Raw genomic sequence first — 14,096 nt, 5'->3', positions numbered from 1 at the left:
CTGGTTATTTTTGGCCTCATCCGGATGGGTTCAGTCAACCTGTCCCGTATTGCCCAAACTATGGGGCACGGTAACGGGATCGACTCCGGGCGTTAACGTCTCAAGCGCTTCTTCGCCTGGAAGTTCAAAATCAACATCATGATGGTCGCTAATCAGGAGGTCGTCATTCCCGCGAAGGAACTTCCACACAGACCGACAGGTTCTTTTGATCTGATCCAAATTCAGAAAGCGGCGGACCGGGAAACACTCAATGGCGAGAAAAACGATAAAAATCGGGTAAGGACTGGTCTTTCTCCAGCCCTCCACCCGTGTCGGGTAGCATTGCCCATCAATCATGACACCAGCACGGAGATAGCGACCAATCCGTTTATGTTCCATCCAGTAGGCTTGGCGCACTGAGGGCCAATACTGTTTAGCAAAGTCAGGGTCAACAGGAAATCAAAACAAATTCAGCGAAGTCATCCCGGGTTATTCCTTGCACTCATTTGCTGTGTGGCGGTAATAAGTCGACACAACAGGTCAACACAAACAAAGCAATGGTTTACACGCCGAATGTTGAGCATCTATATCAAAAAGTTTTGATATACATTGTGCTGCTTGCTAGACTTGCGCCTTAGATAGACGGAGTAGAATTCTTCTGGTCGTCTGCCAGAAGTCAACGGTGCAGCGGTAAGGAGTTTTGCGTGTCAGAATCAGGATCAGTCGAACAGCTTGCCGCACTGGGAAAAGCGTATGGCGATGTACTGAGGCTAGAGATCCTGAGAGTACTAAGCACAGACTCTTTCGGGGTGCTTGAACTCAGCAGCCTCTTCGATATGCGTCAGCCTGCCATGAGTCACCATCTCAAGGTTCTCTCTCAGGCTGGACTTGTGAGTACCCGCAAGGAAGGTAATACCGTTTTTTACCGTCGGGCTCTGCCCCCACAGGAAAGGATCAGCAGTGATGTCATGCGCTCCCTTTTTTCAGCGGTCGACACTCTGTCGTTGTCGTCTTCCCTGACCCGACGCCTGTTGAAGGTCAGAGGTCAGAGAGCTGAACAATCCATGGCATTTTTTGCCCGCAATGTGAATCAGTTTCGACAGCATCAGGAACTCATTGCTGATCATGACCTCTATGCCCGATGTGTGGCTGACGTTCTGGAAAAAACGGAATTGCCCGACCATCAGCAAGTGATGGAGCTGGGGCCGGGAGAGGGCGATTTCCTGGCAACGCTGAGTGAGCGTTTTCAGCGAGTCTATGCTGTGGACAATTCCGGAGAAATGCTGGCCATCAGTCAACAAAGGGTAAAAGAGCGAAACCTGAATAACATCCAGTTTATTCATGGAGAAATAGAAGCCCTTAGTGCTCTGGAGGGTCAGTTTGACTGCATAGTGGCTAATATGGTGTTACACCATGTAGCCACCCCTTCCGGTATCTTCACCTGGGTTTCAAGACTGTTGAAGCCGGGTGGCAGTATGCTGGTCAGTGAACTCAGCAGTCACAATCAGGATTGGGTACGGGAATCCTGTGGCGATTTGTGGCTTGGATTCAGTGTCGAAGACCTTGATGGCTGGGCACAGGATGCAAGTCTGGAAATAGGTGAGTCCCAGTATCTGGGGCTGCGTAATGGTTTTCAGATTCAGGTCAGGCGGTTTTTCAGACCCCTGGACTGAATAGTTTTAAGAGGCGAAAAACGACGATGGCAGATTACACGCTATTCACTTCCGAGTCGGTTTCCGAAGGTCATCCGGACAAGATTGCCGACCAGATTTCCGACGCTATTCTGGATGCCATCCTCAAGGATGACCCGGAAGCCCGTGTCGCGGTTGAAACCATGGTAAAAACCGGCATGGTGATCGTAGCGGGTGAAGTGCGTACAGACACTTATGTTGATATCGAAGAACTGGTTCGCAAAGTGGTCACTGACATTGGTTATAACCATGGTGACCTGGGATTTGATGGTGATTGCGTGGCCGTTATGAATGCTATTGGCAAGCAGTCTCCGGATATCGCTGTCGGAGTTGATGAAACAGACGAGCATGAACAGGGCGCGGGTGACCAGGGCCTGATGTTTGGTTACGCTACCAATGAAACACCGGTACTGATGCCTGCTCCTGTCTACTATTCTCACGAGCTGGTTAAGCGTCAGGCCGAGCTGCGTAAAAATGGTACTCTGCCCTGGTTGCGTCCGGATGCCAAAAGCCAGGTCACGATGCGTTACGACAGCGAAGGCAAAGTGCAGAGTGTGGATGCCGTGGTTCTCTCAACACAGCACCATCCTGACATCTCTCAGGAAGAGCTGCAAAAAGAAATTCTGGAAAAAGTCATCAAGCCGGTTCTGCCTGCACAATGGCTTCATGAAGACACCCGTTACCACATCAACCCAACCGGTATTTTCGTGATTGGTGGCCCAGTGGGTGACTGTGGTCTAACGGGGCGCAAAATCATTGTAGATACTTACGGTGGTATGGCTCGTCACGGTGGCGGAGCCTTCTCCGGCAAGGATCCTTCAAAGGTTGACCGTTCCGCTGCTTACGCAGGTCGCTACGTGGCCAAAAACGTCGTGGCTGCCGGTCTGGCTGACAAGTGCGAGATTCAGGTGTCTTATGCGATTGGTGTCGCGGAGCCAACGTCTATCGCTATTGATACTTTCGGCACTGGCAAGATTGCTGATGCCAGAATTGAAGAGCTGGTTCATGAGTATTTCGATCTGCGTCCGAAAGGTCTGATCGACATGCTGGATCTGAAGCGTCCAATTTATCAGGCTACTGCAGCATACGGTCACTTCGGTCGTGAAGAGGAAGCATTTTCCTGGGAACGCACCGATAAGGCTGACATCCTGAGAGCCGCGGCGGGTCTGTAATCAGTAAAACTCTGCTGAGGGGCTGCTTTAAGCAGCCCTCGTGAGACCTGTTCAATTCTGTTATACCTTCCTTCCAACTCTGTTGATCAATGATATTTCAATGGAGTTTTTTTTGCCCTGCGTCAACGCCTGAAAACCCTGTTGGTTGACGTCATATCTGGCCAAGAGTACGTACCGGGTGTGATTTTTTTGTGCTATTGTCCATGCCAATTCTACCCCTTGGCACTGCTGTCTCTTCCTGACAGCAGTCGAACTTTATTGAACCCGTGCGTAGGGAGAGACCCTGATGAACGTATTGAAAATGACCGACCTGAATCTGACTGGCAAACGGGTCCTGATCCGTGAAGACCTCAATGTTCCAGTCAAAGACGGCAAAGTCACCAGCGATGCACGAATCCTCGCTTCTCTGCCCACCATTAAGCGCGCTCTGGAATCAGGTGCCAAAGTCATGGCAACCTCACATCTGGGTCGCCCGACTGAAGGTGAGTACGACGAGCAGTTCTCCCTAAGACCCGTTGCGGACTACATTGGCGAGTTGTTGGGCAGAGAAGTACGCCTGATCAAAGACTGGGTTGACGGTGGTTTTGACGTTGCCGACGGTGAACTGGTCATTCTTGAGAACGTACGTTTCAATAAGGGTGAAAAGAAGGACGACGAAGCACTGTCTAAAAAAATGGCAGCCCTGTGCGATGTCTATGTAATGGATGCATTCGGTACCGCTCACCGTGCTCAGGCATCGACTCACGGCGTGGGTAAATTTGCTGAAATTGCCTGTGCAGGCCCGTTGCTGGCGGGTGAGCTGGAGGCACTGGGTAAAGCGCTGGGAAATCCTGAGCGTCCTATGTGTGCCATCGTCGGTGGTTCCAAAGTTTCCACCAAACTGACGGTGTTGGAATCCCTGTCTGACGTCTGCGATCAGTTGATCGTGGGCGGCGGTATCGCCAACACCTTTCTCGCTGCTGCCGGTCACAATGTCGGTAAATCCCTTTACGAAGAAGATCTGATCCCCAATGCCAGGGCACTGATGGAAAAGGTTAACGTACCTATGCCTGTAGATGTAATCTGCGGTAAGAAATTTGATGAAAATGAAACCGCTGTCGTTAAACGGGTATCAGAAGTAGAAGACGACGACATGATCTTTGACGTAGGCCCCCAAACCCGGAAACTGTTCAATGAAGTTCTGAAGTCCTCTAAAACCATTCTTTGGAATGGCCCTGTGGGTGTCTTTGAATTTGACCAATTTGGTGAAGGCACTCGCTCCATGTCTCTGGCTATTGCCGAGTCTGACGCTTTCTCTATCGCCGGTGGAGGTGATACTCTGGCCGCAATCGACAAGTACGGAATTAAAGACCGAGTATCTTACATTTCTACGGGCGGCGGTGCCTTCCTGGAGTTTGTAGAAGGCAAGAAGCTCCCGGCTGTGGCGATGCTGGAAGAAGCCTGTCAATAAAATAGAGAATAGCGCCCATCCAGGCGACCCCGTCTTGGCGACCCCGTAGCGAGGACGGCAGAAAATTGAGGACGAAAATTCGGTTTTGTGAGGAAAATAGCGAGCTATTTGACGAACAAAGGCGGATTTTCAGACCAGTTTGCTGCCGCTGCATGGGCGCAGGAGCTAGAGCAATGCTGGAGCAATTGCCGCGTGGGGCAGTCTATTCTCAGTCAGCCTCCTGGAACCTAAACTAAGCTCTGTAATTCGCTCAATGGGTTGTGGAGAAAAATCTTGTTTCACTTACGTTTTGTTAGACACCCACGTTTTGTAAGATACCCAAAATCTTTCTCTAAATTGAAAGCCATTCCTGACCTGCCGATTCTGACTTTCATTTTTGGATGCCTACTCACCATTACTCCCCTATCAGACGCTGACACTATCAAGGTTGCTGTGGCAGCGAGCTTTCAACATGTTCTGGAAAGCCTGAAAGGGCAGTTCCAGTCACGGTATGGTCACACCCTGGAACTGTACTATGGCAGTTCTCAAGACCTGAGGTACCGGGTTAGTGACAACACTCAGAAGTTTGATCTGTTTCTATCTGCTGACAATTTAAAGACGGCAAAACTGGAACAAATGGATAAGATTTTAGCAAATTCCAGGAAGATCTATGCCCAGGGTTTGCTGGCATTCTGGCACGGTCAGCGGAGCCCGTTAAAACCCAACGACATAAAAACCTACCTTATAGATAACAACCCTCCAACAATTCACATTGCAGACCGGGAAGGTGCACCCTACCGGCACGCCGCTAAGTCCGTCCTTCAAAAATATTATCTTTACCGAATAATCAGAGATCAGGATAGGCTCTCTTACAATGAGCATGTCAGGGAAACATGGAGCGATATAAAAAATTCTTCCGATGCTGGTTTTGCGCCTTTTTCCCAGGTGAAAGAAGTCGACTTCAATAGCATTCTTTTCCCAGTGAGTGTAACTCTAGTCCCGCAGTCACTTTACACACCACTGCTTCAGGAGCTGGTCATCCTCAAGGCTACCGAGCATGAGGCCGCCGCCAAAACTCTGGTCGAATACCTTCTCTCCGATGAAACGCAGAGATTCATTGGGTTCAATGGTTATCAAAGAGCACCTGCCAAAAAAGAGGATTCAAGCCTTGTCCCCAGTCCCGCAGTGTCTCTCCACAAATGCGAGTCACGCTACCCCAAAGCCGCTCTGGTTATCGTCTGGTTAAATATGGGACTCTGGATTTTAAGCGGTGCATAGTTCGACCATGAGAATTATAATGAGGCACTTTGAATAGAAATTGCGATAAAGCTGCTCAGATCGTAGACCATTCAGTTCAATAGCCGTTACTGATGTAAACCTTGAAAAGTCTGACATCTGGTGATTTGTACTTTTGTTCTACACAGCAGAAAAGCATTCAGGGAATATGTATGCAGAGTCAAGAGTGCTTGCAAGAGGGATGGTACCTGCTTAAAACCAGACCTCGCCAAGAGCAGAGAGCCTGGGAAAACCTGGAAATCCAGGGTTTTGATGCGTACTGCCCGGTTGTAAAGGTTCGAACCAAAGGCCTGTTGAAGGAAGAGATGCTCTTTCCCGGCTATGTGTTTCTTTATCTGGATTTCAAGGATCTGGATCGCTATCACAAGATCCGTTCTACCCGTGGCGTCAGCGAGATCGTCTACTTCAACCGGATCAACCGCCAGCTCCATAAGGATGGCCGCCTGGGCAAAAGTAAGGAGCAGGACGTGCAGGCTCTACTGCCAAAACCTATCCCCAACGGTCACGAAGTGATCAAGGATATCCGGTTAATTGTCGAAACGCTCAGTAGCCATGCAGAAGGTAAAGGCACCGGCTCAAACAAAGCTATTGGCTTCAACAAAGGCGACAAGGTGATCATGAACCATCCTCTCTATCAGCAACTGGAGATGACGTTTATGGCTGACCTCGGTTCCAGACGGGGTCTGATTCTGGTGCAATACATCAGAAAGCAGAGAAATACCCAAGGCGAGACGGTCTGCGAAGTCGTTTCAGAGAAAGAAATGGAAGTCAGGCTTGAGGATCTGGAAAAAGCCTGATGAAGGGACCTAAGCCGTTCAGGATAAAAGAGAGCCTTGAGCCCAACTCACGAACAGAGCCCCCTATGCTGAATCCTGAAAACCTCAAGGAACAGATCAAGCCTCTGGTGTTTCCCCTGGAAACCCGGGGCTCACACGCCGGCCAGAACCCGGACTTCAAAGAATACTTTGATTTCTATGGTATCAATTTTGGAACCAAGTTAGCTGATGTTCGCCACTTTATGGGGTCAATCGACAGCTGCAACTACAAGGTAGCCTGTCATCTGTTCGAGAAGTCCGATTCCAGAGGCACTTTTTTTCTTCTTCACGGTTACTACGACCATGTTGGGCTTTTCGCCCGAATCATCCGATTTCTCCTGGAACAGGGCTTCAATGTTCTGGCCTATGACCTGCCCGGACACGGGCTCTCCAGCGGTAAGCCCGCCACCATCCCGGATTTTTCTGTCTACACGCTGATTCTTGAAGACATATTGAGCCTCTGTGGAGGTAACCTGCCGAGGCCCTGGCATGCTTTTGGCCAGAGCACAGGGTGTGCGATCCTGACAGATTGTCTGAATAACCGGGAAGCTCATCACAAGGCCAGCCCATTCCAACAGGTCATTTTATCCGCTCCACTGGTCAGGCCCTGGAAGTGGACACTGGGACGATTGCAGCTGCAATTGGCGAAACTGTTCATTTCACGGTTGCCCAGAAATTACACCCGGAATTCCAGAAAAAAATCGTTTCTGGAGTTGTCTCATAACGATCCTTTGTCTTCCGACATTCTGCCCATACAATGGGTGCTGGCGATGGATCGCTGGATCAAGCGTATTGAGTCCAGCACGATAAAATCACCGGTCAGCCCACTCATTCTACAGGGTACATTCGACCGTACAGTCGATGCCAAACACAACATTCCTGTACTTGAGAAGCTTTATACCCGACCCAGTGTTTATTATCTCGAAGATGCCCGGCACCATTTACCTAATGAGCTGGACGAAACCATTGATGATTATCTCTGCTGGTTGACTGAAAAGCTCAATGTTCAATCAGCTTGAGCAATCAGTCCGTAGCCGGGAGGCTTTTGACATCTGCCGGTCAGAATTAGAATTGTCTGAAGAACTCTATGAGGGAATGGCAAGGATTGGGCGCCTGGAACACATACTCCCGGGCGCCCGACGGTGTGCTTGCTCGATTACTTTGATTTCCTGAACAGACTGATCAGGCAGAGCATATAAGCCACTATGTAAACACCAAATATAAGCGTCATCCAATGCGCCATATTCATGCCAAGGAAATGCCAGCCGTCCTGCCCGCAGAAACCGGAAGGCAGGAACATTTGAGGCCACCACTCGTACAGCGGCAGATCAAGCGGGAAGGTAGGCAGAGCCTTGCAGGACATGAACAGATCTTCGGAAGAGTAGTAATCCAGCATTTTGATCGCAGCATCCAACCCATAGGCAGCACCGGCAATCCAGATGACGTATCCAAGACCTCTTACCAATTTGTTTCGCGGTGCCACCAGCATAATAAGAGCCGCAACACCAATCAGCAACACCGCCAGACGCTGATAAACACAGAGTTCACAGGGGTCCAGATACATAACGTACTGAAAATAAAAGGCCACTGACTCCAGAAAAACAGCGCTCAGCAGCATGATTAGCCAGGTGGTTCTGGCATTCTGCCAGTCACGGATAGCCCCGAGGGGATCCGTTCTGAAATCAGTCCAGAGATGGGATAGTTTCGTCAAAACAGTGCTTCTCCAAGAGCCTGTATGTTGTTGTGCCTGTATCGGAGACTTGGCAAAGAACCCGTCGGCTCAAGATACTGCACGCATCCGTAGAGTGTAAGACACATTACAATAAACTGACGCGTCCGATTGTATCTAAAAGGCAGTCCTGAGACGTCTATAAAAACCCATCAATAACCGGGCGGCTGCTGATGGGTTATTAAATGTCAACCAGGGTTTGACTCCATCGTCGAAGGCTCTAATTTATTAAAGCTGTCTGGTGAAATCTGTAAAAGATTCTCTTTGTCAGCCTCTTTGTCATAATTCTCCATCATTACACTAATCGTATACTCAAACTCGAAAACCTTACCCAAAATAATCGGTACGCCCAGTAGTGGGGCCGTGTAAGCAGGGATCATGATCGAAGAAGTCAAAGCACCCCAGTTAGCAGCGCTGCCAGCGGCACTAATAGAGTATTCATTGATGGACCTGGGCTTATAGTCTGTATTGAACAACTTATTGGAGAGCTTCGCACCACCAACAATAACAGCACCACCCACGGCGCCAACAGTACGTCCCCCAACATAGCCAGCGACTCCTCCGGGCACAGCTACGAGCCTGGATGCAGTAATGCATGCCGCCTTAAAAGCCACCGTCATACAATCTCTTAATCCTATTGATGCCATATTGATTCCTCCTTGAGATAGATCGGCCCCACTCTCTGAGCAGGGTTTCGTTAGTGTCGGAAGGATTATTTCAGATGGGGTGATGGAGTTCACTGACATGACTGTCAGGCGGACTAACCACTTGTGAAACTACCGCATTAGAGCTCAATTGCTGATGAGAAAATGATCCAGAGATGTCATGTATTCATGACTTGCCATGCCTTTACAAAGTGTTCCAAAGCGTATCAAAGATGATTTGCTGAGTGCGGGCGATTTCAATGGAATCGATCACAACAGCAACGGGGTAATCCATGGATGCCAGCGAGATCATGGCGACTTTTGGCGGATAAATTGCGATATAGCTGGCATCAATTCTACCCGTGGCATTGATCCATTTGCGCTCAGAAAGTTCAGCATCCTCACCGCCTTCACCAATAGCGATAACCCGGACATTAATACCCTTGCGGATGCGCTGCTGGGTATAGTTCGGAAAGGGCCGATACAGATGCTGCCGGATCGGTTTGGATGAGAAAATGGAGTAGTTTTTGTCATCCTTTTTGGCGACAGTGCTCAGAATATCCTTAAGAACGAACTCGATGCCGCTGTCTCCCTCATAAAAGCGGACGTTGCCGGTATTGAAGTCAGGTTTTAATTGATTCAGTTGCGGGATCAGCTTTTGTTTCATCTCCTCAATACTCTGTTCCAGAGACTGTTTTTTCTCTTCTGCCAGATCCAAAAGCTTTTCAGGAGGCTCTGCACAGAAAACCCGTCTTTTTCCTTTCGGAAAGTAACTGACAATACCTTTACCCGCGAGGCCTTTCAGAGTCTCATAAGTGGTTCCGCGATTAATATCGGCTTCAGCCGCAATATCACGAATAGAGGCGGTTCCCTGCTTTAACAGGGCCAGATAAAGCTTGATTTCCTTCTGGTCGAGCCCAAGCTGTTTCAAAGTATCCAGGTTCATATTGTCAATTTTCCAATGACAAACACAGTTGTGTTTCAATCTGTATAGGATAAGCTAAATTCAATACTGTAGAAAAGTGTCATCTTTTCTTATGACATGGGTTGTAAGGAAAGCGGCGCTTGTTTCTGGTGTTTCCTGCTGTTAAATGCCCTGTCTGCTGCCTTCATGAGGTCATTGAAAACCAATGAGCTCAGACCAAGAGGTTCAAAGATTTTTCCGGGGGCGGTAAACCGTGTCGTTTTGCCATGGTTCCTTGCTTTTGTTTTTTCCTGGCAGGCAACACAGAGAAATCTGAATGATCAAGAGACCATTTTCAAGAGCTAACCATGAGAGCTGATATCGTCATTCTTGCTGCTGGTCAGGGCAGCCGTATGAAATCCAACCTTCCCAAAGTTCTTCACCCCATTGCCGGCAAGCCGATGCTGGAGCATGTCATTCTCAGTGCCCTGCAAACCCAGCAAGTGATTGGCAAGGGTGAAATCCATGTCGTAATTGGCCACGGTGCAGACAAGGTAAAAAATGCCCTGGGGCACTACCACCTGAACTGGGTTGAGCAGACTGAGCAGCTCGGGACAGGCCATGCTGTTCAGCAGGTGATTCCCGGCTGTAAAGATGCCGATGTCGTGCTGGTGCTCTACGGCGATGTACCCTTAATACATTCCTCAACCCTGCAATCTCTGCTGGCAGCCAGTAACGGTGAGCGTCTGGGTCTGTTGACTATCAATCTGGCTAACCCATCAGGCTATGGTCGTATTGTCAGGGATGATATTGGCAGCGTTCAGGCTATTGTTGAAGATAAAGACGCGACGCCTGAACAACTGGCTATCAATGAAGTGAACACCGGTATCATGGCCATTCCCGGCAGCAAGCTGAGTGAATGGGTCATGGGACTGGATAACAATAATGCCCAGCAGGAATATTATCTGACGGATGTCGTGTCTAAAGCCGTGTCTGAAGAGACACCCGTAGTTCACGTTCAACCGCAAAAGGCTACCGAGGTTGAAGGGGTAAACAGTCGGGTTCAGCTCACAGAACTGGAGCGGGCCTTCCAGCAACAGCTGGCAACTGCGATGATGACCAGCGGTGTCACCATTATTGATCCGGCCCGCCTGGATATTCGCGGTGATATCAAAACCGGCAGAGATATCCTGCTGGATGTCAACGTGATTCTGGAAGGCGATGTCGAGATTGCCGATAACGTGGTCATTGAGGCCGGTTGTATCATTCGCAATTCCAGAATTGGCGAGGGGGCTGTCATCAAGGCGCACTCGATTCTTGAAGATGCAGAAGTCTCCGCTCACTGTGAAGTGGGCCCATTCGCACGACTGCGTCCGGGTACTCAGATGGCAGAAAATGCCAAGGTGGGCAACTTTGTTGAAATCAAGAAGGCGTCCATCGGTGAGGGAAGCAAGGTTAATCATCTGACCTATATAGGCGACGCTGAAATAGGCACGGGTGTCAATGTCGGGGCGGGTACTGTGACCTGTAACTATGATGGAGTTAACAAGCACAAAACCGTGATTGAAAATAATGCCTTCATAGGCACCAACAGTTCACTGGTTGCACCGGTGACTGTAGGAAAAGGGGCCACCACTGCAGCGGGCTCAGTGATTACCCGGAGCCTGGACGAAGACCAGCTGGGGGTAGCCCGGAGTCGTCAGAGAAACATTGACGGCTGGCAGCGTCCCACCAAAAAGAACTGAATATCAGGCAGAACACAAATCAAAGGTAGAAAATTATGTGTGGCATTGTCGGTGCTGTAGCGCAGAGGGATGTGGCGCCCATTCTGTTAGAAGGTTTACGTCGTCTGGAGTATCGCGGCTATGACTCTGCAGGTGTCGCCATTGTTACTACCAATGGTGAACTTCAGCGACTTCGCAGAACCGGAAAAGTCTCCGAATTGAGTGAAGCGATCAACAAGTCTCAGGTGCCTGGTGGAACCGGTATTGCCCATACTCGCTGGGCGACCCATGGTGAGCCCAACGAACGCAACGCTCACCCCCACGTCTCCGGTGAAGATATCGCCGTGGTTCATAACGGTATTATTGAGAACCACGAGTTGCTGAGAAACTATCTGGAGCAGGAGGGCTACGCCTTTGCTTCTGACACAGACACAGAAGTTATTGCCCACCTGGTCAGCCACGAATTGAAAAGTGCTGACAGTCTGATCGCTGCTGTTCAGGCGGCTGTGCCCCGGCTGGAAGGCGCCTATGGTATGGTCGTTATGGATCGCAAAGATCCCGAGCGGCTGGTGGTTGCGCGTTCTGGCAGTCCACTGGTCATAGGTCTGGGACTGGGTGAAAACTTCATTGCCTCCGATCAGTTGGCGCTGTTTCCGGTGACCCGTCGGTTCATGTTCATGGAAGAAGGTGATGTGGCTGAAGTGACCCGGACAACGGTGTCTGTCTTTGATGTCGATGGTAAAAGTGTGACCCGTGCCGCCAGAGAAAGTGACGTTGAGCACGATGCCGGAGACAAGGGGCCATACCGTCACTTCATGCTCAAAGAAATTCATGAACAACCCGATGCCATTGCCAACACGCTGGAAGGCCGTTTGGGTGAGACAAAGCTGAACCTGGATATTCTGGGTAAAAACGGTATCGAGCTTCTCAATAAAACCAAAGCCATCCAGATTGTTGCCTGTGGGACCAGTTATCATGCCGGTATGGTGGCCCGCTATTGGTTTGAGGAGCTGGCCGGAATCCCGTGTCGTATAGAAATTGCCTCAGAGTTTCGCTATCGCAAATTCTTTGTGCCTGAGGACTGCCTGTTCGTCACTATTTCCCAGTCAGGCGAAACAGCAGACACTCTGGCAGCTCTGAAGCTGGCTAAAGAAATGGGTTACATGGCTTCCCTGAGCATTTGTAATGTTCCGGGATCTTCCATGGTTAGAGAGTCTGATATTGCTTTGATGACCCGGGCTGGAGCCGAGATCGGTGTCGCGTCAACCAAAGCCTTCACGACTCAACTGACTGCGTTGTTGATGCTGGTAACAGCCATTGGTCGCCACACCGGAATGACCGAAGAGCAGGAATCCGAAGTAGTAAAAGCCCTGAGAGAGCTGCCCCATATCATCAGCAGTACGCTGGAAATGAGCAATGAGATTGAAGCAGTCGCTGAAGATTTTGCTGACAAGCATCATAGCCTTTTCTTAGGTCGCGGTACCCAATACCCAATTGCCATGGAAGGTGCGCTAAAGCTGAAGGAAATCTCCTACATTCACGCCGAAGCCTACGCGGCAGGTGAATTGAAACACGGTCCATTGGCTCTGATTGATAGCGATATGCCCGTGATTGTGGTGGCACCCAACAACGATCTTTTAGAAAAGCTGAAATCCAATATGGAAGAAGTTCGCGCCAGAGGCGGACAGCTGTTTGTCTTTGCAGACCGATACGCCCGTCTGGTGGCCGGCGACGGCATTAAGGTATTACCTGTAGAAACAGCGCCGGAAGTCGTCGCCCCCATTCTCTACACCATCCCTCTGCAACTGTTGTCCTACTACGTGGCCATTATCAAGGGAACGGATGTTGATCAGCCTCGTAACCTGGCCAAGTCTGTGACGGTGGAGTGATTGCGGTTTAAGGCAGAGCCTTTATCTGCCTTTCACCACCCCGGTTGATATTTACCTGAAATCTGTTGTCAAAGAAATAAACAGACATTCAGGTACATCAACGTCTGATGGTCTATGCTGCTATCCGGCACAGAATCAGGCAGGAACTGAAAAAGCAGAGTCGTTTATTTCCAGACCAGAAAAAATTCCCGCCAGAACCCAACGGCGAGATGGGCATTTTTTACGAGTCTATGTATTCCTGACAGGGGTGGTGAAAGGCTGATTCACCCTTTCATATCAAGCTTTGTCTCGAAATTGTCCCCCACAGAGCCTCTGAAGCTAAATTCTGCTCAGTTCCGAGTTGATTTTTTCTGCTAAATTTTCAACTTCCTGAAGCTGATTCGTTATTTCAGGAGCGTAAGGTAATCCAATTAGCACATGACTCACTGATAAAGCATGTTCTAGTGGATGCTGCGCAGCGGAGTGAAGATTTAATAGTGTTTCAGCTTGTTCAAGCTCAGGATAGCTTTCTGCAAAAAATTTTATTTGGCTCAAAACTTCCGTTAAATGGGTTAGAGCTGTAAGCAAAGCGTCTCTTGCTTCCGGAGCATTTCTTGAGAAACCACACATTCTGAACTCAAAGCCTCCTGAAGCTGCTATAGGGTCAGACACTACAAGGTTTGGCCTTTTTAACTTATGTTTAGTCTCTTCTATTTTTTCATAAGCTATTTTCATATTTTTCTTGATTTCTTCAAGATCTTGCTCAATGCCGGCAAGACATATATTTGAAATTAAAATGAAGAAAGTTACCCACAAAAGCTTAATGGTCATTAATGCTCTCAAAT

The 14,096-nt window shown here is 49.2% G+C and carries 13 protein-coding genes; 8 read left to right on the top strand and 5 right to left on the bottom strand.

What is annotated here, in order from left to right:
* Positions 1-30: 30 nt before the first annotated feature.
* Entirely contained in the window at positions 31-378 is a 348-nt protein-coding gene (locus tag KDK17_RS19180; RefSeq protein WP_257288838.1) for a hypothetical protein, read from the bottom strand.
* A 305-nt stretch (positions 379-683) separates the two neighbouring features.
* On the opposite strand from KDK17_RS19180, the gene KDK17_RS19175 reads away from it, so the two are divergent.
* The 6 genes from KDK17_RS19175 (at position 684) to KDK17_RS19150 (ending at position 7,401) form a co-directional block, all read left to right on the top strand.
* On the top strand, positions 684-1,652 hold the full coding sequence (locus tag KDK17_RS19175; RefSeq protein ID WP_257280993.1) for a metalloregulator ArsR/SmtB family transcription factor: 969 nt from the start codon (positions 684-686) through the stop codon (positions 1,650-1,652).
* A 26-nt stretch (positions 1,653-1,678) separates the two neighbouring features.
* Entirely contained in the window at positions 1,679-2,842 is a 1,164-nt protein-coding gene (metK, locus tag KDK17_RS19170) for a methionine adenosyltransferase (protein WP_257280992.1), read from the top strand.
* A gap of 286 nt (positions 2,843-3,128) precedes the next feature.
* On the top strand, positions 3,129-4,292 hold the full coding sequence (locus KDK17_RS19165) for a phosphoglycerate kinase (RefSeq protein ID WP_257288837.1): 1,164 nt from the start codon (positions 3,129-3,131) through the stop codon (positions 4,290-4,292).
* A 273-nt stretch (positions 4,293-4,565) separates the two neighbouring features.
* Positions 4,566-5,549 (top strand): molybdate ABC transporter substrate-binding protein, encoded by a 984-nt coding sequence (gene modA / locus KDK17_RS19160; RefSeq protein ID WP_257254098.1) that lies wholly within the window; start codon positions 4,566-4,568, stop codon positions 5,547-5,549.
* 170 nt (positions 5,550-5,719) lie between these two features.
* Positions 5,720-6,364 carry a transcription termination/antitermination NusG family protein gene (locus KDK17_RS19155; protein ID WP_257288836.1) on the top strand — a complete coding sequence of 215 codons (645 nt, stop codon included), beginning with the start codon at positions 5,720-5,722 and terminating at the stop codon, positions 6,362-6,364.
* The gene (locus KDK17_RS19150) at positions 6,364-7,401 is read left to right on the top strand and encodes an alpha/beta hydrolase (RefSeq protein ID WP_257288835.1); all 1,038 of its coding nucleotides are present in this window, start codon (positions 6,364-6,366) and stop codon (positions 7,399-7,401) included. Before KDK17_RS19155 ends, KDK17_RS19150 begins: the two co-directional genes overlap by 1 nt.
* A gap of 137 nt (positions 7,402-7,538) precedes the next feature.
* Here the strand turns inward: KDK17_RS19150 and dsbB are convergent, their stop codons facing one another.
* The 3 genes from dsbB to KDK17_RS19135 form a co-directional block, all read right to left on the bottom strand.
* A complete protein-coding gene (dsbB, locus tag KDK17_RS19145; protein WP_257255580.1) occupies positions 7,539-8,093 on the bottom strand; it encodes a disulfide bond formation protein DsbB in 555 nt (184 codons plus the stop codon).
* Between the two features lie 206 nt (positions 8,094-8,299).
* Positions 8,300-8,758 carry a hypothetical protein gene (locus KDK17_RS19140; protein WP_257280990.1) on the bottom strand — a complete coding sequence of 153 codons (459 nt, stop codon included), beginning with the start codon at positions 8,756-8,758 and terminating at the stop codon, positions 8,300-8,302.
* 202 nt (positions 8,759-8,960) lie between these two features.
* Positions 8,961-9,701, bottom strand: a complete 741-nt coding sequence (locus KDK17_RS19135) for a TrmB family transcriptional regulator (RefSeq protein ID WP_257280989.1) — start codon at positions 9,699-9,701, stop codon at positions 8,961-8,963.
* Positions 9,702-10,027: 326 nt separating this feature from the next.
* On the opposite strand from KDK17_RS19135, the gene glmU reads away from it, so the two are divergent.
* Both glmU and glmS read left to right on the top strand, forming a co-directional pair.
* Positions 10,028-11,404, top strand: a complete 1,377-nt coding sequence (gene glmU, locus KDK17_RS19130) for a bifunctional UDP-N-acetylglucosamine diphosphorylase/glucosamine-1-phosphate N-acetyltransferase GlmU (protein WP_257280988.1) — start codon at positions 10,028-10,030, stop codon at positions 11,402-11,404.
* Positions 11,405-11,439: 35 nt separating this feature from the next.
* Positions 11,440-13,272, top strand: coding sequence for a glutamine--fructose-6-phosphate transaminase (isomerizing) (glmS, locus tag KDK17_RS19125; protein ID WP_257280987.1), 1,833 nt, complete (start codon positions 11,440-11,442; stop codon positions 13,270-13,272).
* A gap of 318 nt (positions 13,273-13,590) precedes the next feature.
* Here glmS and KDK17_RS19120 read toward each other — a convergent pair.
* On the bottom strand, positions 13,591-14,096 hold a 506-nt coding region (locus KDK17_RS19120; protein ID WP_257288834.1), incomplete at its 5' end, for a hypothetical protein.

The organism is Endozoicomonas sp. SESOKO2, from assembly GCF_024606245.1.
In the GTDB taxonomy this organism is placed as follows: domain Bacteria; phylum Pseudomonadota; class Gammaproteobacteria; order Pseudomonadales; family Endozoicomonadaceae; genus Endozoicomonas_A.
This window is presented reverse-complemented; position numbering and strand designations above follow the sequence as displayed.

Excerpts from the sequence above, each read along its gene's own strand:
- KDK17_RS19180 (WP_257288838.1), bottom strand. The coding sequence starts at position 378 with ATGGAACATAAACGGATTGGTCGCTATCTCCGTGCTGGTGTCATGATT.
- metK (WP_257280992.1), top strand. The coding sequence starts at position 1,679 with ATGGCAGATTACACGCTATTCACTTCCGAGTCGGTTTCCGAAGGTCAT.
- KDK17_RS19165 (WP_257288837.1), top strand. The coding sequence starts at position 3,129 with ATGAACGTATTGAAAATGACCGACCTGAATCTGACTGGCAAACGGGTC.
- KDK17_RS19155 (WP_257288836.1), top strand. The coding sequence starts at position 5,720 with ATGCAGAGTCAAGAGTGCTTGCAAGAGGGATGGTACCTGCTTAAAACC.
- KDK17_RS19150 (WP_257288835.1), top strand. The coding sequence starts at position 6,364 with ATGAAGGGACCTAAGCCGTTCAGGATAAAAGAGAGCCTTGAGCCCAAC.
- KDK17_RS19140 (WP_257280990.1), bottom strand. The coding sequence starts at position 8,758 with ATGGCATCAATAGGATTAAGAGATTGTATGACGGTGGCTTTTAAGGCG.
- KDK17_RS19135 (WP_257280989.1), bottom strand. The coding sequence starts at position 9,701 with ATGAACCTGGATACTTTGAAACAGCTTGGGCTCGACCAGAAGGAAATC.
- glmU (WP_257280988.1), top strand. The coding sequence starts at position 10,028 with ATGAGAGCTGATATCGTCATTCTTGCTGCTGGTCAGGGCAGCCGTATG.
- glmS (WP_257280987.1), top strand. The coding sequence starts at position 11,440 with ATGTGTGGCATTGTCGGTGCTGTAGCGCAGAGGGATGTGGCGCCCATT.